This is a genomic window from Cupriavidus laharis (assembly GCF_914271435.1).
In the GTDB taxonomy this organism is placed as follows: Bacteria; Pseudomonadota; Gammaproteobacteria; order Burkholderiales; family Burkholderiaceae; genus Cupriavidus; species Cupriavidus laharis.
In genome coordinates this window covers 55,799-74,771 of the sequence record NZ_CAJZAI010000020.1, presented here as the reverse complement: position 1 = coordinate 74,771, position 18,973 = coordinate 55,799, and the positions used below count along the sequence as shown (strand labels likewise).

Genomic DNA, 18,973 nt, shown 5'->3' with positions numbered 1-18,973 from the left:
TTTTTGTTGGGCATGCGCGGCTTATCCGCTGGGGGGGCGCCCGCAGGGGCGGGCGCCGCCACCTCGTAGCTAACCTGTTCGAGGCATTTTCAGACTTCGCCTCTTGTCCTGATGCTCAATTCTTGGGCAGCAGCAGTCGTTTGGCGGTAGAATCCAGCCCTCGCTCATGCCCGTGGAATTGCCGACAGCCGTTTCGGCACGGGCGTGTTTTTTCGTTTCACTCCAGTTTCGCCACCGGGCCGTCCTGTTTTGCATTGCGCTGTGCGCATGCCGGCAGGGGCCGTGGCCGCCGGAATCGCCGACCCAACGTGCAGATCGGACCACACCAACTTCGCAACAACCTGTTCGTCGCCCCAATGGCGGGCGTCACGGACCGGCCCTTCCGCCAGCTGTGCAAGCAGCTCGGCGCGGGGTATGCGGTGTCGGAGATGGTCGCGTCGAACGCACAGCTGTGGAAGAGTGAAAAGACCATGCGCCGCGCCAACCATGCCGGCGAGGTCGAACCCATCTCGGTGCAGATTGCCGGCGCCGAGCCGGGCATGATGGCCGAAGCCGCCCGCTACAATGTGGACCGCGGCGCGCAGATCATCGACATCAACATGGGCTGCCCGGCCAAGAAGGTCTGCAACGTGGCCGCGGGCTCTGCGCTGCTGCAGAACGAGCCGCTGGTGGTGCGCATCGTCGAGGCCGTGGTAGGCGCCGTAGGGGACCGCGTGCCGGTCACGCTCAAGATCCGCACCGGCTGGAACCGCGAGAACCGCAATGCCCTGCGCGTCGCGCGCATGGTGGAGGACGCGGGCATCAGCATGCTGACCATCCACGGCCGTACGCGCGCAGACCTGTACCACGGCGACGCCGAGTACGAGACCATCGCCGAGGTCAAGGCCACCATCCGCATTCCGGTGGTGGCCAACGGCGACATCACCACGCCGCAGAAGGCAAAACAGGTGCTGGCGCTGACGGGCGCCGACGCCATCATGATCGGCCGCGCGGCCCAGGGCCGGCCGTGGCTGTTCCGCGAGATCGAGCATTTCCTGGCTACCGGGGAACTGCTGCCGTCGCCCGAAGTGGCCGAGATCCGCGCGATCATGAACGCGCACCTCGAAGACCACTATGCGTTCTACGGGGAGTTCACCGGCGTGCGCACGGCACGCAAGCATATCGCGTGGTACACGCGCGGGCTGCGCGGCGCGAACCTCTTCCGCCACCGCATGAACACGCTGGAAACCACCGGCGAGCAACTGGCCGCGGTCAACGCCTTCTTCGATGAGCAGGCGCAATGGTCAGACCGGCTCGTCTATGTCGATGAGGCCGGTGCCGGCGGGGAAGAAACGAACAACAACAACGACAAAGGGGAGTTGCTTGCCGCATGAGCCGCAACGCTATCGACCAGTGCATCCGGGACAGCCTGGACAGCTACTTTCGGGATCTGGACGGCGAAGAGCCGTCCAACATGTACAACATGGTGCTGGAGGCCGTCGAGCGTCCGTTGCTCGAAGCCGTGATGGTGCGCGCCGAGCGCAACCAGTCGCTGGCCGCCGCCTACCTGGGCATCAATCGCAATACGCTGCGCAAGAAGCTGCAGCTGCACGGTTTAATTTGAATTTGAAGCGTTTCGCACAGCCATGATCAAGCAAGCTCTCCTTTCCGTTTCCGACAAGACCGGCATCGTCGAATTCGCGCGCGAACTGAACGCGCTCGGCGTCACGCTGCTTTCCACCGGCGGTACCGCCAAGCTGCTGGCCGACAGCGGCCTGCCCGTCACGGAAGTGGCCGACTACACCGGCTTCCCCGAGATGCTCGACGGCCGCGTGAAGACGCTGCACCCGAAGGTCCACGGCGGCATCCTGGCCCGCCGCGACCTGCCCGAGCACATGGCCGCGCTGGCCGAGCACAACATCCCGACGATCGACCTGCTGGTGGTGAACCTGTACCCGTTCCAGCAGACGGTTGCCAAGGATGACTGCACGCTGCCGGACGCCATCGAGAACATCGACATCGGCGGCCCGACCATGCTGCGCTCGGCGGCCAAGAACCACCGCGACGTGACCGTGATCGTCGACCCGGCCGACTACGCCGTGGTGCTCGACGAAATGCGCGCCAACGGCAACACGGTTGGCTACGACACCAACTTCCGCCTGGCGACCAAGGTCTTCGCGCACACCGCGCAATACGACGGCGCGATCACCAATTACCTGACCAGCCTGGGCACCGACAAGTCGCACCAGGGCCGCAGCGCCTACCCGCAGACGCTGAACCTGGCCTTCGACAAGGTGCAGGAAATGCGCTACGGCGAGAACCCGCACCAGTCGGCCGCGTTCTACCGCGACCTGAAAGCCGTGGACGGCGCGCTGGCCAACTACGTGCAGCTGCAGGGCAAGGAACTGTCGTACAACAACATCGCCGATGCCGATGCGGCGTGGGAATGCGTGAAGTCCTTCAACGTTGCCACGCCCGCCTGCGTGATCATCAAGCACGCGAACCCGTGCGGCGTGGCTGTCGGCGCCAATGCGCTCGAAGCGTATGACAAGGCCTTCAAGACCGACTCGACCTCGGCCTTCGGCGGCATCATCGCCTTCAATGTTGAACTGGACGAAGCCGCTGCGCAGGCCGTGGCCAAGCAGTTCGTCGAAGTGCTGATCGCCCCGTCGTTCAGCGCCGGCGCGCGCGCCGTGTTCGCGTCCAAGCAGAACGTACGCCTGCTGGAAATCCCACTGGGCAAGGGCGTCAACCAGTATGACCTCAAGCGCGTCGGCGGCGGCCTGCTGGTGCAGAGCCCGGATGCCAAGAACGTGCAGCCGTCCGAACTGCGCGTGGTGACGCGTCGTCACCCGACGCCCAAGGAAATGGACGACCTGATGTTCGCCTGGCGCGTCGCCAAGTTCGTCAAGTCCAACGCCATCGTCTTCTGCGGGGGCGGCATGACCCTCGGCGTCGGCGCAGGCCAGATGAGCCGTGTGGATTCGGCGCGTATCGCGAGCATTAAGGCGCAGAATGCTGGTTTGACGCTGGCGGGTTCGGCGGTAGCGTCGGATGCCTTCTTCCCGTTCCGTGACGGGCTGGACGTGGTGGTCGACGCCGGCGCAACGTGCGTGATTCAACCGGGCGGTTCGATGCGGGATGATGAGGTGATCGCGGCTGCGGATGAACGTGGCATCGCCATGGTTCTGACCGGCACTCGCCATTTCCGCCACTAATCGAGGCGCACACAAAAAAGGCTCCGGCCGCGCGGGTACTCGCCCGCCGGCCGGAGCTTTTTTGTTTCTCACCACAGGCCGCAGGCACGGCGCCCGAACAAGGAGCCACTCCGGCCTCCCGGGGTCAGGAGGACAGCCCGTCAACGAAGGTGCGCGCTTTCGCCAGTGAGCGACAGGCAGCCGAACTGACCCCTGAAGCGATTACCCGTACAAAAACACTGGCACACTACGATCAATATTCGCCCGCTAGGGCAAGCAACGCGCTTTTTGGTTACTTTTTGTCGCTCGGACAAAAAGTGACTCGCCGGCTACGCCGGCGAAACAGCAGCGCATGCCAAGAACTACAACCAAACAAAGCCCACCAACCCAAAACCATTAAATGCGCATCTTAGGCATCGACCCCGGCCTCCGCACCACCGGCTTCGGCGTACTGGAAAAGCACGGCAACAAGCTTTCCTACATCGCCTCGGGCACGATCAAGAGCAATGGCGACTCCGACCTGCCGGCCCGCCTGAAGACGCTGTTCGATGGCATCAGCGAGGTCGCCCGCACCTACGCGCCGGACTGCGCGGCCATCGAGAAGGTGTTCGTCAACGTCAACCCGCAATCCACGCTGCTGCTGGGCCAGGCGCGCGGCGCGGCAATCTGCGGGCTGGTGGGACAGGGCCTGCCGGTATTCGAGTACACCGCCCTGCAACTGAAAGTGGCCGTGGTGGGCTATGGCCGCGCCAACAAAGAGCAGGTGCAGGAAATGGTCATGCGCCTGCTGAGCCTGCCGGGCCGCCCGAGCACCGACGCCGCCGATGCCCTGGGTATCGCCATCTGCCACGCCAATGGCGGCAACACGCTCGGCACGCTGTCCGGGCTGGCACCCGAGCTGGTCCGCAAGGGAATGCGTGTGCGCCGCGGGCGTCTGATCGGCTGACAAGGGCTTCGGCAAGCCGCGCGCTCCGGTCTCTTACAATCAGGGGCATTTGCCGCGCACGGCATGCCCCGCGCGCGGCGGCCACGGACCCTCTGCCATGCACCGCCTCCGATCCTGCCTTCACGCTACCCTGGCCACAGTCCTGCTGGCGGGTTGCGCCACGAAGCTGCCCCCACCTTCCGCACCCAAGGCTGTGGCCACGCCCGCGCCCGAGGAAGCGCCGGCACCGGCCGCGAAGCCGCTTGTCATCGCCCACCGCGGCGCCAGCGCACTGCGCCCCGAACACACGCTGGCGGCCTACGCCAAGGCCATCGAAGACGGCACCGATTTCATCGAACCGGACCTGGTTGTCACGCGCGACGGCGTGCTGGTGGCACGCCATGAGAACGACATCAGCGGCACCTCCAACGTTGCCGAGATGCCCCAGTTCGCCGACCGCAAGCGCACCAAGGTCATCGACGGCGAGCGCCTGACAGGCTGGTTCACCGAGGATTTCACGCTGGCCGAACTCAAGACGCTGCGCGCACGGGAGCGCATCACCAAGCTGCGCCCGGCCAATGCGCGCCTGAACGACCAGTTCGAGATCCCAACCTTCGACGAGATCGTGAGGCTCGCCCAGCAGGCGTCGCTGCGCACCGGCAGGCAGATCGGCCTGTATCCCGAACTGAAGCACCCGAGCTACTTCCGCGGCATCGGCCTGCCGCTCGAAGACAGGCTGGTCGAGGCGCTGCGCCGCCAGCCGTACCTGCGCGAGGCGCCGGTCTTCGTCCAGTCCTTCGAGGCCGGCAGCCTGCGGCAGGTGCGCCGGGCGCTGGGGCATGGCATGCCCAATGTCAGACTGGTGCAACTGATCGGCAACCCGAAGAAGATCCCGCCCGACTGGCGGCTGGCCGGCGATACGCGCACCTACGGCGACATGCTGAGCGCGACCGGCCTGCGCGAGGTGGCCACCTACGCCGACGGCATCGGGCCGGAAAAGAACAGCGTGGTGCCGCGCGATGCGCAGGGCGGCCTCGGCGCGCCTTCCGCCGTCGTGCGCAACGCGCACGCGGCCGGCCTGCTGGTGCATCCCTACACCTTCCGGCCGGAGAATGCCTTCCTGCCCAAGGCGTTCCAGACCGGCGGCGACAGTGCCACGCGCAGCCCGGCGGGCATGGTGCGCGAGGTGCAGGCCTTTGTCGCCGCGGGCGTGGACGGCATCTTTACCGACGACCCGGCGCTGGGCCGGCGTGCCGTAGACGCCAAAGCTCCGTGAGGCGCCAACGCTCCGCTAGGCTACACTTGCGGCCTTCCGCAAGAACGTTGAACCGACCTTTACCGCAAACACCATGATCGGACGCATCGCCGGCACCCTTATCGAGAAAAATCCTCCGCACCTGCTGGTGGACTGCCACGGCGTCGGCTACGAGATCGATGTGCCGATGAGCACGTTCTACAACCTGCCCGCGACCGGCCAGCCTGTGACGCTGCTCACGCAGCTGATCGTGCGCGAGGACGCGCACCTGCTCTACGGTTTCGGCACCGCCGCCGAGCGCAACACGTTCCGCGAGCTGATCAAGATCACCGGCATCGGCGCGCGCATGGCGCTGGCGGTGCTCTCGGGCATGTCCGTGTCGGAACTGGCGCAGGCCATCACGCTGCAGGAAGCCGGGCGCCTGACGCGCGTGCCCGGCATCGGCAAGAAGACGGCCGAGCGGCTGCTGCTGGAGCTCAAGGGCAAGCTGGGCGCGGAACTGGGCCATGCGCCGGGCGCCGCGGCCGTGCATGACAGCGCGGTCGACATCCTCAATGCGCTGCTGGCGCTCGGCTACTCGGAGAAGGAAGCTGCCACGGCCATCAAGCAGGTGCCGGCCGGCACGGGTGTATCGGACGGCATCAAGCTGGCGCTGAAGGCCTTGTCCAAGGCCTGAGGCGTAAAATAGCGCGAACCCTGACGCCGCCACCATGATCGAAACCGACAAGTTTTCCGCCCCCGAACGCGTGATCTCGGCCGCGCCTGCTTCCTCGCACGAAGAGGCCTTCGAGCGCGCGCTGCGGCCCAAGCTGCTCGACGAGTACGTGGGCCAGGAGAAGGTGCGCGGACAGCTCGACATCTTCATGCACGCGGCACGCAACCGCCGCGAGGCGCTGGACCACGTGCTGCTGTTCGGCCCGCCGGGCCTGGGCAAGACCACGCTTGCGCATATCATCGCGCGCGAGATGGGCGTGAACCTGCGGCAGACCTCGGGCCCGGTGCTCGAGCGCCCCGGCGACCTGGCCGCGCTGCTGACCAACCTCGAAGCCAACGATGTGCTGTTCATCGACGAAATCCACCGGCTCTCGCCGGTCGTCGAGGAAATCCTGTACCCGGCGCTCGAGGACTACCAGATCGACATCATGATCGGCGAAGGCCCGGCAGCGCGCTCGGTCAAGCTGGACCTGCAGCCGTTCACGCTGGTCGGCGCCACCACGCGTGCCGGCATGCTGACCAATCCGCTGCGCGACCGCTTCGGCATCGTGGCGCGGCTGGAGTTCTATACCGCCGAGGAGCTCGCGCGCATCGTCACGCGCTCCGCCCAGTTGCTCAACGCACGCATCGACCCGAAGGGCGCGCTGGAAATCGCGCGGCGCGCACGCGGCACGCCCCGTATTGCCAACCGGCTGCTGCGCCGCGTGCGCGACTATGCCGAGGTCAAGGGCGACGGCACCATCACCCGCGAGATTGCCGACGCCGCGCTGGCCATGCTGGACGTGGACCGCGTGGGCTTCGACCTGATGGACCGCAAGCTGCTCGAGGCCGTGCTGCACAAGTTCGGCGGCGGCCCGGTCGGCGTCGACAACCTGGCCGCGGCGATCGGCGAGGAGCGCGACACCATCGAGGACGTCCTGGAGCCGTACCTGATCCAGCAGGGCTACCTGCAACGCACGCCGCGCGGCCGGGTTGCCACCGCGGCAGCCTACCGCCACTTCGGCCTGGCGACGCCCCAGGCCGGCGGCACCGGCGACCTGCTCGACGGCGAATAGGCGGCAATCGGCGGCAGTTGCTGCGCTGCCGCAAACCCGGCCAGCGCCCCCGGCGGGACGTCAATTAAACGTTTTTGTCCCGCATCCCAAATTTTTTCGAAGTGGATTGCTGGCCCCTGCCCGATTGTCCACAATGGCTTCAACGGTACCCTCGCCCGGGTGCCCGGCAGCCGTGCCGACCGGCATGGCCTCTTACCATCGCCAAGGAAAGCCATGACCCGTCGTCCGTCCTCCCTGCCAGCCGCGGTGCTCGCTGCTGTCATGCTCATCGCCACCAGCGCCTACGCACAGCGTCCGCAGGCCCCGGTAGGCGTTGCCGAGGAGGCCGTCGTCAGCGGCAAGATCATCGATATCGACCCGAACACCAAGGCCGTGCTGGTGCAAGGCCCGCGCGGCAATGTCGTCGAGCTGGTGGGCGGCGACGAAGTGAAGAACTTCGGCCAGATCCACAAGGGGGACATCCTCACCATTGCGCGTGGCGCGGCGGTCGTGGCATCGCTGGAGCCGGTGGACAACAAGGCGACCGCGCTGGCGGAATCCGTGGAGCGTACCTCGCGCGCGGCCGAAGGCAGCAAGCCGGGCATCATGCGCGAGATCACCACGACGGTGACGGCGGAGATCACGAAGGTTGACCCGGCCAAGCACCTGGTCACGTTCCGGGGCCCGCGCGAAACGTTGCGCACGGTCAAGGTGGAAGATCCTGCCATCGATCTCGGCAAGATCCAGCGTGGTCAGATGGCAAAGATCGTCTATCGTGAAGTCGTAGCCATTACGGTCAGGGCCCCGGCTGCATCCGCAGCCAACTGACCCCGTGCCCGACGCGGTTACTTTACCCCACCAGGAGGTTACCTATGAATCGACGCCATTTTGTTACCCGGGTTGCCGGATCGGGGCTGCTCGTCGCCACCGCGTTCACGGTTGGCTGCACGACGACAGGCACCAAGGCTTCATCCGATCCAGCGGCAAAAAAACAGGAAATCAATGCGGGTGTTGATGGCGCGTTGAACCGCCTGTATTCCTCGGTCAACGGCTCGCGCGAACTCGCCAATCGCGCGCAGGGTATCCTGGTGTTCCCGCGCGTCATATCGGCCGGCCTGGTGGTTGGCGGCGAGTACGGAGAAGGCGCGCTGCGCTCGCACGGTTCGACCGTCGGGTACTACAGCACCGCTCAGGCTTCGGTCGGGCTGACTGCCGGCGGCCAGTCCAAGGCCATCATCATCATGTTCATGACGCCGGAGGCGTACAACAAGTTCGTGGCAAGCAAGGGCTGGACGGCCGGCGCCGACGCGAACGTGGCATTGGCCAAGATCGGCGCCAATGGCCAGCTCGATACCCTGACCAGCCAGCAGCCGGTGGTGGGCTTCGTGCAGACCAACGCGGGCCTGATGTTCGATGCATCGATCAACGGCGCCAAGATCTCCAAGCTGGATATCTGAACCCGGAGCGCAGGCCGGCGGCCCGTCGGCCGCGCGGCCCGATACTCCCTGCACCATCCCGGCTAAGGCCGGGATTTTTCTTGCTGCACGGCAAGGCACGTCTCCGGCTGGCATAATCGCGCGAAAAACTGCAGGCGCAACAGCGAGCGCCGCCAAACCGGGAACCTTCATGTCCGCCCTGCCCGCCGCCCCAGCCCATACCGGGCGCGTCTACCGCTACTACGACCTCGTCATGGTGGCCTTCGTCACCGTGCTGCTGTGCTCCAACCTGATCGGGGCCGCCAAGGCGGCGCAGGTCACGCTGCCGCTGCTGGGGCCCGTAACCTTCGGCGCTGGCGTGCTGTTCTTCCCGATCTCGTACATCTTTGGCGACGTGCTGACCGAAGTCTACGGCTATGGCCGGGACCGCCGCGTGGTGTGGGCGGGCTTCGCGGCACTGGCGTTCGCCACGTTCATGAGCCTGGTGGTACTGCACATGCCGGTGGCGCCGTTCATGGTCGACTACCAGAAGAGCCTGGAGGATGTATTCGGCAATACGTGGCGCATCGCGCTCGGGTCGCTGATCGCCTTCTGCTGCGGCAGTTTCGCCAACAGCTACGTGCTGGCCAAGATGAAGCTGTGGACGGGCGGACGATGGCTGTGGACCCGCACCATCGGCTCGACCCTGGCCGGCGAGCTGGTGGACTCGTCGCTGTTCTACGTGATCGCGTTCTACGGCATCTGGCCGCTGGAGAAGGTACTTCAGGTCGCAGTGGCGCAGTATGTGCTGAAAACCGGCTGGGAAGTCGTGATGACGCCAGCCACCTACAAGGTCGTGAATTTCCTCAAGCGCGCCGAGAACGAGGACTGGTACGACCGCACCACCGACTTCACGCCGTTCCGCATCCGCGTCTGAGGCCCGGACCAGTGGGCGCCGTCAGGGAACGCGCCGGTCCACTTCGTCCAGTGCCAGCGCTTCGAGGTGGGCCACATCGCCCCACTGGGCCAGCGTCAGGTGATGGCTGTCGCTGCGCAGCCGGTTGATGCTGGCATTGAGCAGCTCATGCTGCCGCGGCGCCTCCAGCGTCATGCCGGTGGCCTCGCGGTAAAGGCAGTCGAGCACGCCGCCGTGGGCGACCAGCGCAATGCGCTCGCCCGGATGCCGGCGCGACAGCGACAGCGCGATCTCCACGGCGCGGTCATGGAATTGCGCGAGCGACTCGCCCTGCGGCGGCGCGTAGTCGGGCACGCGCGCCTGCCAACGCGCGAAGTCCTCGGGCAACTGCTCGGCGACTTCGGCGTAGGTCATGCCTTGCAGGGTGCCGTAGCTGCGCTCGCGCAGGCGCGGCTCGGACCGGACCTTCAGGCCGAGCGCCTCGGCCAGGGGCGCCGCGGTCTGCATGGCGCGGTCCAGGTCGCTGGAATAGACCGCGTCGATCGGCTCGCCTGCCAGCGCAGCAGCCAGCGCGCGGGCCTGGGCCTGGCCGGTCTCGTTGAGCGGGATGTCGAGCTGGCCCTGCAGCCGGCGCTCGCGGTTCCAGGCCGTCTCGCCATGACGGATCACGATCAGGTGCGTGTAGGCCAGCGAATGCGGCCCGGAGCTTTGCAACATGCCCTTTCCTTGCTTTTACCTTGCCCTTGCCCGGCGCGGGCGCCGGGCACGCGGCCTCAGCCGGCCACCTTGGGATTGAGCGTGTAGGTGCCGGTCAGGCTGGCCTGCGCCAGCACATGGCCGCGGATGGCTTCCAGCACCTGGGCACCCGTGAACTTGCCGTCCAGCGGCACCCGGTCGATGTCCAACGCGTAGATCGTGAACACGTAGTGGTGCAGCAGGGTGTCGTTCCACGGCGGGCACGGGCCGTCGTACCCATAGTAGTCACCCTTCATGTCCGCGTCGTTGGCGAACCAGCCGGTGTAGTCGTTGATGCCGTGGCGCAGGCCGCCCGCGGTGGCCGTGCCGCCGGCCGCTTCGGGGCCAGGCTTGCCGCGCGCGATCACGCCGTCGCTGTGCGAGCCGGCGGCGATCGTGGTGAGGCCAGGCGGAATGTCGACCAGCACCCAGTGGTAGAAGTCCACGCGCGGCAGCGATGCCGGCACTTCGCGGCCTTCCTGGTTGACGTCGTCGCCCTGGCTCGGGACGTCGCGGTCGTGGCAGATCAGGACGAAAGACCGCGCCTCGACGGGAGCGTCTTCCCAATGCAGGTCGGGATTGCGGTTGGCCGACAACGCCACGTGTGTGGCGGCATCCGGCACGCAGAAGGCGAACTCGCCCGGAATCGGCGCGTTGTCGGCGAAGGACTTGCTCCAGAGTTTCATTTGTCTCTCCTGTCTGTGAATGGCCGCGCCGGCGCGGCCATCGTGGTTTCCTGCGGTCGGTCAGGCGTTGGCGGGCGGTGGCACGCGCAGCCAGAATGTCACCGGACCGTCGTTGGTCAGGCTGACCTGCATCATCGCCCCGAACTCGCCGGTCTGCACCTCCGGGTGCGACGCACGCGCCCGCTCGACGAAATACTCATACAGGCGGCGCCCGTCCTCGGGCGAAGCCGCCGGCGTGAAGCTGGGGCGGGTACCGCTGTTGGTATCGGCCGCCAGCGTGAACTGCGACACCACCAGCAGCCCGCCCGCTCCGCCGTTGCCGTCCATGTTCTGCACCGGCAGGTTCATCTTGCCGTCCGCGTCCGAAAACACGCGGTAGGACAGCATCTTGGCCAGCAGGCGGTCGGCCTGCGCCTCGGTATCGCCACGCTCGGCGCACACCAGCGCCAGCAGCCCGGCACCGATCTCCCCGGTGGTACGGCCACCGACGGTCACGCTGGCCCGCGATACGCGCTGGATCAGTGCGATCATCGTCCGCCTCAGGCCAGCGTCACGCGGGCAAAGCGGCGCTTGCCCACCTGAACCACATAGGTGCCCGCAGCCACCTTGGTGGCCTTGTCGCTGACCGTGGCGCCGTCGATCTTCACGCCGCCCTGCTCGATATTGCGGTTGGCTTCGGACGTGGACGGCACCAGGTTGGCCTGCTTGAGCAGTTGCGCGATGCCCAGTGGCGCGCCCGACAGGCTGACTGCCGGGATATCGTCCGGCACGCCGCCGCGCGCGCGGTGGTTGAAGTCCTCGAGCGCCTTCTCGGCATCGGCCTGGCTGTGGAAGCGCGCCACGATCTCCTGCGCCAGCAGCACCTTGCAGTCGCGCGGATTGCGGCCGAGCGCCACTTCCTGCTTCATCAGGTCGATCTCGTTGAGCGGACGGAACGACAGCAGCGTGTAGTACTGCCACATCAGGTCGTCCGAGATACTCATCAGCTTGCCGAACATCTCGTTGGGCGCCTCGGTCACGCCGACGTAGTTGCCCTTGGACTTGGACATCTTCTCGACGCCGTCCAGACCCACCAGCAACGGCATGGTCAGGATGCACTGCGGCTCCTGGCCGTATTCCTTTTGCAGCTCGCGCCCGACCAGCAGGTTGAACTTCTGGTCGGTGCCGCCAAGCTCCAGGTCGGACTTCAGCGCGACCGAATCGTAGCCCTGCATGAGCGGATAAAGGAACTCATGCACCGAAATGGGAATCCCAGACCGGAACCGTTTGGTGAAGTCGTCGCGCTCCATCATCCGGGCCACGGTGTACTTGGCGGCGAGCTGGATCATGCCGCGCGCGCCGAGCGGATCACACCACTCGCTGTTGTAGCGGATCTCGGTGCGCGACGGATCCAGCACCAGGCTGGCCTGGCGGTAGTAGGTCTGGGCGTTGGCCTCGATCTGCTCGCGCGTGAGCGGCGGCCGGGTGCTGTTGCGGCCGGACGGGTCACCGATGGTCGAGGTGAAGTCGCCGATCAGGAAGATCACCTGATGGCCCAGGTCTTGCAGCTGACGCAGCTTGTTCAGCACGACCGTGTGGCCGATGTGGATGTCGGGCGCGGTGGGGTCGAGGCCGAGCTTGATGCGCAGCGGAACGCCGGTCGCTTCGCTGCGGGCCAGCTTTTGCAGCCATTCGGCTTCGATCAGCAGTTCGTCGCAGCCGCGTTTGGACACCTCCAGCGCGTGCATCACCGACGGCGTGAGGGGAAATTTGGCCGCGGGGCCGGAGGATGCTTCAGTCATGACGTAAGTCTTTGAAATACATGAAAATTTGGCGGATGCGCCACTCGGCCCCGGGCCGATTCTTGGTATAATCCGCGCTTTCCGGCGCCAAGCGGTATCAAGCCCGCGCGCCACCCGCCATTCTAGTGCTCGCACCAGGCGGCAAATAAAGATGAACAGCCCGCGCCGCACCTCGGGGGAGGAAGGCAGACGACACACATCGTCGCGGCAGCGGTGCCCAGACCAAGGTTGAATTTTACGTGATGTGGTCCAGACTCCGCGAAGTTTTCGCGCGTGAACTGGTGGTTCTCGTCGACCCGACCAACCCCCAGCACGCGCGACGGCGCAAGCAACTCACGGCTTCCGTGGGCGCGATGTTCACGCTCGGCATGGCCGCTGCCATGGGCGTTGCGCCGCGCAGCGCCTTCGATGACCCGCGCGCGCCGCGCGTGAACGAGCCACTGCGCATGCCCGATGTGCGCGAACAGCTCGAACAGCTTGCCGATATCGATACCGATGCCGTCTACGTGCGCCAGGATCGCATGCAGCGCGGCGACACCATTGCCTCGCTGCTGCGCCGCCTGGGCGTGGACGATCCCGACGCGCAGGCCTTCATCCTGAAGAACCCGACCGCGCGCGCCCTGTTCAACGTCAATCCAGGCCAGGCCGTGCAGGCGCAGATCGACGACAGCAACATGCTGGTGTCGCTGCAGGCCAACCTGGGCGGCGATGCCGCGACTTCGCGCGAACTCGTGATCGAGCGGGTCGAGCCGGCAAAGGCCGGTGGCACAACGACCTACAAGGCCCGCATGCAGAACGTCGAAAACGATCTGCGTTATGAAATGGCGTCTGGCTCGATTTCGTCTGGCGGCTTCTTCAAGGCCATGGACGCGGCCAATGTGCCCGACGAGGTCGTGCAGCAAATGCTGTCGATCTTCTCGGGCGTGATCGATTTCCAGCATGACATCGCCAGCGGCGACCGCTTCCGCATCATCTACGAAGCCGGCTTCCAGGATGGCACATTCATCCGCAACGGCCGCGTGGTGGCAATCGAGCTGATCAACCGGAACCAGCTCCACCAGGCCCTCTGGTTCGCGCCCGAAGGCGAGAGCAACGGCGCCTACTACACTTTCGACGGCCGCAGCATGAAGCGTCCGTTCCTGCGTTCGCCGGTGGAATTCTCGCGCGTGTCGTCGGGCTTCGGCGGCCGCGAGCATCCGCTGCACCATGCGTGGGCCCAACACAAGGGCGTCGACTTCGCCGCGCCGACGGGCACCAAGGTGCTGGCCACCGGCGAAGGCGTGATCGACTTTGTCGGCAGCCAGAACGGTTACGGCAACATCATCATCCTGAAGCACGCGAACGGCTATTCCACCTACTACGCCCACCTGTCCGGTTTTGCCGGCGTGCACCAGGGGCAACGAGTGTCGCAGGGCCAGGTCATCGGCTATGTCGGCCAGACCGGATGGGCCACCGGGCCGCATTTGCACTACGAGTTCCGCTTCAACGACGTGCCGCAGAACCCGCTGAGCATCACGCTGATGGAAGCACCGGTGCTGACCGGCAAGGCGCGCCAGGAATTCCTCGGCTATACCAGTGAGATGCTCAGCCGCATCAACGCGCTGCGCACTTACAACGTCCTTACGGCGGCCAACTGACAGCCGCTCCGCCCGGAGACTCCATGCGCGCGCACGGCGACTGCTATATCGGCATCATGTCTGGCACCAGCATGGACGGCGCGGACGCCGTGCTGGTGGACTTCAGCGGCGAGCGCCCGGCCGTGCTGGCCGCCGCGCACGAGCCCTTTCCCGACACGCTGCGTGCTGACTTCGGCCAGTTGCAACAGCCGGGCGAGAACGAGATCCATCGCGAGGCGCTGGCGGCCAATGCGCTCGCACGTGTCTATGCGGGCTGCGTGACCGCACTGCTCGGACAGGCGGGGCTGCGGCCGGATGATGTCGCGGCGATCGGTGCGCATGGGCAGACCATCCGCCATCGCCCGGGCCTTTACGACGAGATCGGATACACGCGGCAAAGCCAGCATCCCGCGCTGCTGGCGGAACTGACAGGCATCGACGTGGTGGCGGATTTCCGCAGCCGCGACGTGGCGGCGGGCGGCCAGGGCGCGCCGCTGGTGCCGGCGCTGCACCACGCGCTGTTCGGCGACGGGGCCGAGGCCCGCGTGGTCTGCAATATCGGCGGTATCTCCAACATCAGCGTGCTGCCTGGCAACGGCGGCGCCGTGATCGGCTTCGATTGCGGGCCCGGCAATGCGCTGCTTGACTACTGGATCGGCGAACAGCTCGGCATGCCGTTCGACAACGACGGCGCATGGGCCGCGAGCGGACATGTGGATGAAGCGCTGCTGGCCGAATGCCTGGCCGATCCCTATTTCAATGCGGCGCCCCCCAAGAGCACGGGCCGCGACCTGTTCCATCCCGCCTGGCTGGAAGCGCGCCTAGCAATGCGGGGCGGTCCCGCGCCGACGCCAGCCGATGTGCAGGCGACACTGGCCGCGCTGACCGCCGAAGCGATTGCACGCGATGTTTGCGCCCACGCGCCGCAGGCGCGGCGCCTGATCGTCTGCGGTGGCGGTGCGCGCAACGGCTACATCATGCGGCGCCTGGCGCAGGCGTTGCCCGGTTTGGCCGTACAGACAACCGAGGACTATGGCGTGCCGGTTTCCCAGGTCGAGGCCATCGCCTTCGCCTGGCTGGCGCGCCAGTGCCTGCTCCGTCTGCCGGGCAATGTCGCCACCGTCACCGGTGCCGCCGGTTCGCGCGTACTCGGCGCGATCTATCCCCGCTGACCGCGTTGCACCGGCCCGGCTCAGGCCGGCGCCGCATGCCCGCTCTCCACAACCCAATCGATGAACGCCTGCGCCAACGGCGACGCGCGCACGGCCTGCGCGCGTGCCAGCACGACCCGCTGCGCGGTCACCGGCTCGCGCATCGGCAGGCACGCAATGGGCAGGCCGTCATAGCTGTGGTCGCCCGCCGGGCGCGTGCACGACAGCGCCACACCATAGCCATGCGCCACGAGGCCGCGCTGCATCTCGAAGGTCTGGGTGTACTGGTGCAGCGTCGGATGCAGTCCGTGCGCCCAGAACAGCGACAGGAAGTACTCACGTGTTTGCGCGATGTCCTCAAGGATCAGGCGCTCGCCAGCCAGTTCGGCGAGGCTGATGTCACGCTGACCGGCCCGCGGATGGTTCGCGGGCAGCAGCGCGTAAGGGGGCAGGCTCGCCAGTGCCCATCGGTCGACGCGCTGGTCGAAACCGAGGTCGTACGTCAGCGCGAGCTCCGCCTTGCCGGCCTGCAAGGTCCGATGGACCGTCGCCAGATCCGCCTCGAACAGCGTGACGGAAACCGCCGGGTGGCGCTCGCGGAAACCCGCCAGCAGGCGCGGAACAAAATACGGGCCCAGATCCTGGAAGCAGGTCAAAGACAGCCGGCCGCTGAGTCCTTGCTGTCCCGCCTCGTCGACGGTGATCCCCGCTGCGAGCGCAAGGATGTCACGCGCCCGGGTGAGCAGACGCTGGCCGGCAGGCGTGAGCTCGAGACCGCGGCTGACCTGCCGGCGGAACAGCGCCTCGCCCAGCGTGTCCTCCAGTTGCGCGATGGCCGTCGACACTGAGGGCTGGGACACATGGCGCGCCCGCGCGGCGGCGCTGATGCTGCCATGCTCGGCAGCCGCCACGAAGTACTCCAGTTGCCGGAAGGAGAAGGGGATCATGATTTCCTATATTGCAGCATAGGAAATATATGCTTTTCCTATTGATCGCGGTTGCCGATACTGGGCTGGTCCCCGCACCGGAGCCTTGCCATGGAAATCACAGCAGAACAGGTCAGCACCTACCAGCGCGACGGCGTGCTGGTGCTGCGCGGCGCCTTCACCGATTGGGTGGAGCGGTTGCGCGGTGGCTTTGAACAGAACCTGGCCCAGCCCGGCCCGTTCGCGATCGAAAATGTGCGCGACGGCGAGCGCGGGCGCTTCTTCGAGGACTACTGCAACTGGCAGCGCATCGAGCCGTTCGAGGCCTTCATCCGCCATTCGCCGGCTGCCGCCATTGCCGGGCAGATCATGCAGTCACAGGCGGTACAGGTGTTCCATGAGCACATCCTCGTCAAGGAACCCGGCACGGCCAAGGCGACACCCTGGCATCAGGACCTGCCCTATTACTGCGTGGATGGCCTGCAGACCGCGAGCTACTGGATTCCGCTGGACCCCGTGACGCAGGCCAATACGCTACGGGTAGTGGCGGGCTCGCACCGCTGGCCGCGGCTGGTGCGGCCAAAGCGCTGGGCCAGCAACGAGAACTTCTACGGCGGCGACGATGCCTTCATGGAAATGCCCGACATCGAAGACGGCAGCCACACTATCCTCCAGCCGGAGCTGGAACCCGGCGATGCGGTGGTGTTCGATTTCCGCACCGTACACGGCGCCGCCGGCAATACGGGCACCAGCCGGCGCCGCGCGTTCTCGGCGCGCTTCCTTGGGGACGACGTGCGGTTCATGGTACGACCCGGACGTACTTCGCCACCGTTCCCCGGCATCGCCCAGCAAACCGGCGAGCGGATGCGGGAAGACTGGTTTCCGGTGGTCTGGCGGGCCACGCAGGGATAAAAAAAGCGCACCCGAAGGTGCGCTTTTTTTTCGAAGCGTCTTGCCTCAGACCGAGAACGACGAGCCGCAACCGCAGGTGGTGGATGCGTTCGGGTTCTTGATCACGAACTGGGCGCCGTTGATGTCTTCCTTGTAGTCGATCTCGGCGCCGACCAGGTACTGGTAGCTCATCGAGTCGATCAGCAGGGTGACGCCGTTCTTGACCATGGTGGTGTCGTCTTCGTTGACTTCCTCGTCGAACGTGAAGCCATACTGGAAGCCCGAGCAGCCGCCGCCCTGCACGAACACGCGCAGCTTCAGCTCGGCATTGCCCTCTTCCTCGATCAACTGCTTGACCTTGTCGGCGGCGCTGTCGGTAAAGACGAACGGTGCCGGCACGTCCTCGGTTACGGGTGCCTCTGCGACTGCGTTCATGGGGGTTCTCCTGTTTAGATACGCCTGTATTCTAAGCGCTACTGGAAAATCGTGCCGAAACCCTTGGTTTTCAAGGGCTTCTGGCTAAGGACTGCACGTGGTATTCAAGCCGCTTTCCCGACTTCCGCCACCTCGGCTGGAGAATCCTTGACTTCGGCGTCTTCGTCGGCACTTTCCGTGGTTACAAGGTTAGGGAGTGCCTTGATCTCCTCCTGGCCAAGCGGTACCAGACGCCCTTCTACGAGCGCACCCTGATGCATCTCGAGAGCGGCATAGCGCACTTCTCCCAGCACGCGGGCGTGCGGCTGGAGTTCAAGCAGTTCGCCGGCGTGGACCGGCCCCTTCACCGTACCGTTCAGGATCAGGTGTCCGACGGTGATCTCGCCTTCCACCATGCCCTTTTCGCTGATGACCAGCATGCTCGGCTTGTCGCTCGCCGCGCGGATATTGCCGCGCACCTTGCCATCGAGCCGCAGGCCGCCCGAGAACACCAGATCGCCGTCGATGGCCGTGCTTTCGCCGATCAGTGTATCGATCGAGAGCCCCTTCTTCCTGGAAAACAACATCCCTCACTCCTTGATTGATTCTTGGCCATCCGAAGCCGGACGCTGGAAGGTTGCGGACTGCTTGGCGCGCAGCGTGCCATTCTGCATCACGCGCACGGTCACGTGCCGTACGTCGGCGCCTGGCGGTATGTCGAGTTCGCCCTCCAGCCGCTGGTAATGACGCACGCGCAATGCCGTGCCGGCCTGCCGCGCCGCCGGCACGGTCAACGTTGCCGGCTTGCCCTTCCGCACCATCGCGACAACGAATTCCAGTTCGCCGCGAAACTCCGCCGGCTCGGCAAAAGCGCGCGCCCCGCCCTGCATGAGCAGCAGCCGATATTGCAGGCGCTGCGTGTCAGCCATTCCGGCTTCGACGCGGAAGCTGCGGATATGGATGCCACCCTTATGGTTATCGGCAGGCAACAGCGCTTCAAAGAACGCCAGGTCTTCCTTGAGCTGCCCGGCTTCCTCCTGTGCCGCTCGCAACTGCTGCGCCATGCGTTCCTGCGCCGCGCTGGCCATGCGCAGCCTTGACTCCGCCGTGCTGGCCCCCGCGCGCAGCGCATCGCGCTCCGCACTGACGGCTTCCAGCCGGGCCAACACTTCTGGCTGCGATGCCACCGGCACGGCCTGTTGCAGGCCGGCTTGATACCCGAGGAAGACCGCGCCGACAACCAGACTGGCGGCGAGCGCCATGGCTGACACGCCCCGCAGCCACGACGGGCCCGAGCGAATCACGGCCCGACCGGACACGGGTCGGCGAGGCCGACGC

The 18,973-nt window shown here is 66.1% G+C and carries 21 protein-coding genes; 13 read left to right on the top strand and 8 right to left on the bottom strand.

Going from position 1 to position 18,973, the window contains the following annotated elements; translation table 11 throughout:
- Window positions 1-308: 308 nt before the first annotated feature.
- The 10 genes from dusB to LDO29_RS25220 all read left to right on the top strand — a co-directional run bounded on the left by dusB (window position 309) and on the right by LDO29_RS25220 (window position 9,456).
- Complete coding sequence (dusB, locus tag LDO29_RS25265; RefSeq protein WP_224082482.1) at window positions 309-1,373, top strand: tRNA dihydrouridine synthase DusB; 1,065 nt, start codon at window positions 309-311, stop codon at window positions 1,371-1,373.
- The gene (locus tag LDO29_RS25260; protein ID WP_211948844.1) at window positions 1,370-1,603 is read left to right on the top strand and encodes a Fis family transcriptional regulator; all 234 of its coding nucleotides are present in this window, start codon (window positions 1,370-1,372) and stop codon (window positions 1,601-1,603) included. Before dusB ends, LDO29_RS25260 begins: the two co-directional genes overlap by 4 nt.
- A gap of 22 nt (window positions 1,604-1,625) precedes the next feature.
- Entirely contained in the window at window positions 1,626-3,197 is a 1,572-nt protein-coding gene (gene purH, locus LDO29_RS25255) for a bifunctional phosphoribosylaminoimidazolecarboxamide formyltransferase/IMP cyclohydrolase (protein ID WP_224082481.1), read from the top strand.
- Window positions 3,198-3,576: 379 nt separating this feature from the next.
- Entirely contained in the window at window positions 3,577-4,122 is a 546-nt protein-coding gene (gene ruvC, locus LDO29_RS25250) for a crossover junction endodeoxyribonuclease RuvC (protein ID WP_224082480.1), read from the top strand.
- A gap of 97 nt (window positions 4,123-4,219) precedes the next feature.
- Window positions 4,220-5,377, top strand: a complete 1,158-nt coding sequence (locus LDO29_RS25245) for a glycerophosphodiester phosphodiesterase (RefSeq protein ID WP_224082479.1) — start codon at window positions 4,220-4,222, stop codon at window positions 5,375-5,377.
- Between the two features lie 73 nt (window positions 5,378-5,450).
- Entirely contained in the window at window positions 5,451-6,032 is a 582-nt protein-coding gene (gene ruvA, locus LDO29_RS25240; protein WP_224082478.1) for a Holliday junction branch migration protein RuvA, read from the top strand.
- 34 nt (window positions 6,033-6,066) lie between these two features.
- Window positions 6,067-7,125: a Holliday junction branch migration DNA helicase RuvB gene (gene ruvB, locus LDO29_RS25235; RefSeq protein ID WP_224082477.1), complete on the top strand. Its 1,059-nt coding sequence runs from the start codon at window positions 6,067-6,069 to the stop codon at window positions 7,123-7,125.
- Between the two features lie 213 nt (window positions 7,126-7,338).
- Window positions 7,339-7,932, top strand: coding sequence for a hypothetical protein (locus LDO29_RS25230; protein ID WP_224082476.1), 594 nt, complete (start codon window positions 7,339-7,341; stop codon window positions 7,930-7,932).
- 44 nt (window positions 7,933-7,976) lie between these two features.
- Window positions 7,977-8,561, top strand: a complete 585-nt coding sequence (locus LDO29_RS25225; RefSeq protein ID WP_224082475.1) for a BPSL1445 family SYLF domain-containing lipoprotein — start codon at window positions 7,977-7,979, stop codon at window positions 8,559-8,561.
- 169 nt (window positions 8,562-8,730) lie between these two features.
- Window positions 8,731-9,456, top strand: coding sequence for a queuosine precursor transporter (locus LDO29_RS25220; RefSeq protein WP_224082474.1), 726 nt, complete (start codon window positions 8,731-8,733; stop codon window positions 9,454-9,456).
- Between the two features lie 21 nt (window positions 9,457-9,477).
- On the opposite strand, the gene LDO29_RS25215 is transcribed toward LDO29_RS25220, so the two are convergent.
- Genes LDO29_RS25215 through tyrS form a run of 4 tightly spaced genes read right to left on the bottom strand, consistent with a single transcriptional unit; the run spans window position 9,478 to window position 12,637 of the window.
- A complete protein-coding gene (locus LDO29_RS25215; protein ID WP_224082473.1) occupies window positions 9,478-10,152 on the bottom strand; it encodes a histidine phosphatase family protein in 675 nt (224 codons plus the stop codon).
- A 56-nt stretch (window positions 10,153-10,208) separates the two neighbouring features.
- A complete protein-coding gene (locus LDO29_RS25210; protein WP_224082472.1) occupies window positions 10,209-10,856 on the bottom strand; it encodes a YbhB/YbcL family Raf kinase inhibitor-like protein in 648 nt (215 codons plus the stop codon).
- 60 nt (window positions 10,857-10,916) lie between these two features.
- Window positions 10,917-11,387 carry a D-aminoacyl-tRNA deacylase gene (dtd, locus tag LDO29_RS25205; protein ID WP_224082471.1) on the bottom strand — a complete coding sequence of 157 codons (471 nt, stop codon included), beginning with the start codon at window positions 11,385-11,387 and terminating at the stop codon, window positions 10,917-10,919.
- An 8-nt stretch (window positions 11,388-11,395) separates the two neighbouring features.
- Window positions 11,396-12,637 (bottom strand): tyrosine--tRNA ligase, encoded by a 1,242-nt coding sequence (gene tyrS, locus LDO29_RS25200; RefSeq protein ID WP_224082470.1) that lies wholly within the window; start codon window positions 12,635-12,637, stop codon window positions 11,396-11,398.
- Between the two features lie 242 nt (window positions 12,638-12,879).
- On the opposite strand from tyrS, the gene LDO29_RS25195 reads away from it, so the two are divergent.
- Window positions 12,880-14,274 carry a M23 family metallopeptidase gene (locus LDO29_RS25195; RefSeq protein ID WP_224082469.1) on the top strand — a complete coding sequence of 465 codons (1,395 nt, stop codon included), beginning with the start codon at window positions 12,880-12,882 and terminating at the stop codon, window positions 14,272-14,274.
- Between the two features lie 23 nt (window positions 14,275-14,297).
- The gene (locus tag LDO29_RS25190) at window positions 14,298-15,425 is read left to right on the top strand and encodes an anhydro-N-acetylmuramic acid kinase (protein WP_224082468.1); all 1,128 of its coding nucleotides are present in this window, start codon (window positions 14,298-14,300) and stop codon (window positions 15,423-15,425) included.
- Between the two features lie 20 nt (window positions 15,426-15,445).
- On the opposite strand, the gene LDO29_RS25185 is transcribed toward LDO29_RS25190, so the two are convergent.
- Complete coding sequence (locus tag LDO29_RS25185) at window positions 15,446-16,351, bottom strand: LysR family transcriptional regulator (RefSeq protein ID WP_224082467.1); 906 nt, start codon at window positions 16,349-16,351, stop codon at window positions 15,446-15,448.
- A 90-nt stretch (window positions 16,352-16,441) separates the two neighbouring features.
- Between LDO29_RS25185 and LDO29_RS25180 the strand changes: the two genes are divergently transcribed.
- A complete protein-coding gene (locus LDO29_RS25180) occupies window positions 16,442-17,242 on the top strand; it encodes a phytanoyl-CoA dioxygenase family protein (protein ID WP_224082466.1) in 801 nt (266 codons plus the stop codon).
- 45 nt (window positions 17,243-17,287) lie between these two features.
- Here LDO29_RS25180 and erpA read toward each other — a convergent pair whose 3' ends face one another.
- The 3 genes from erpA to LDO29_RS25165 form a co-directional block, all read right to left on the bottom strand.
- Window positions 17,288-17,656, bottom strand: a complete 369-nt coding sequence (gene erpA, locus LDO29_RS25175; protein ID WP_010813904.1) for an iron-sulfur cluster insertion protein ErpA — start codon at window positions 17,654-17,656, stop codon at window positions 17,288-17,290.
- A 104-nt stretch (window positions 17,657-17,760) separates the two neighbouring features.
- Entirely contained in the window at window positions 17,761-18,222 is a 462-nt protein-coding gene (locus tag LDO29_RS25170) for a bactofilin family protein (RefSeq protein WP_224082465.1), read from the bottom strand.
- Window positions 18,223-18,225: 3 nt separating this feature from the next.
- The gene (locus tag LDO29_RS25165) at window positions 18,226-18,897 is read right to left on the bottom strand and encodes a DUF6776 family protein (protein WP_224082464.1); all 672 of its coding nucleotides are present in this window, start codon (window positions 18,895-18,897) and stop codon (window positions 18,226-18,228) included.
- Window positions 18,898-18,973 lie beyond the last annotated feature (76 nt).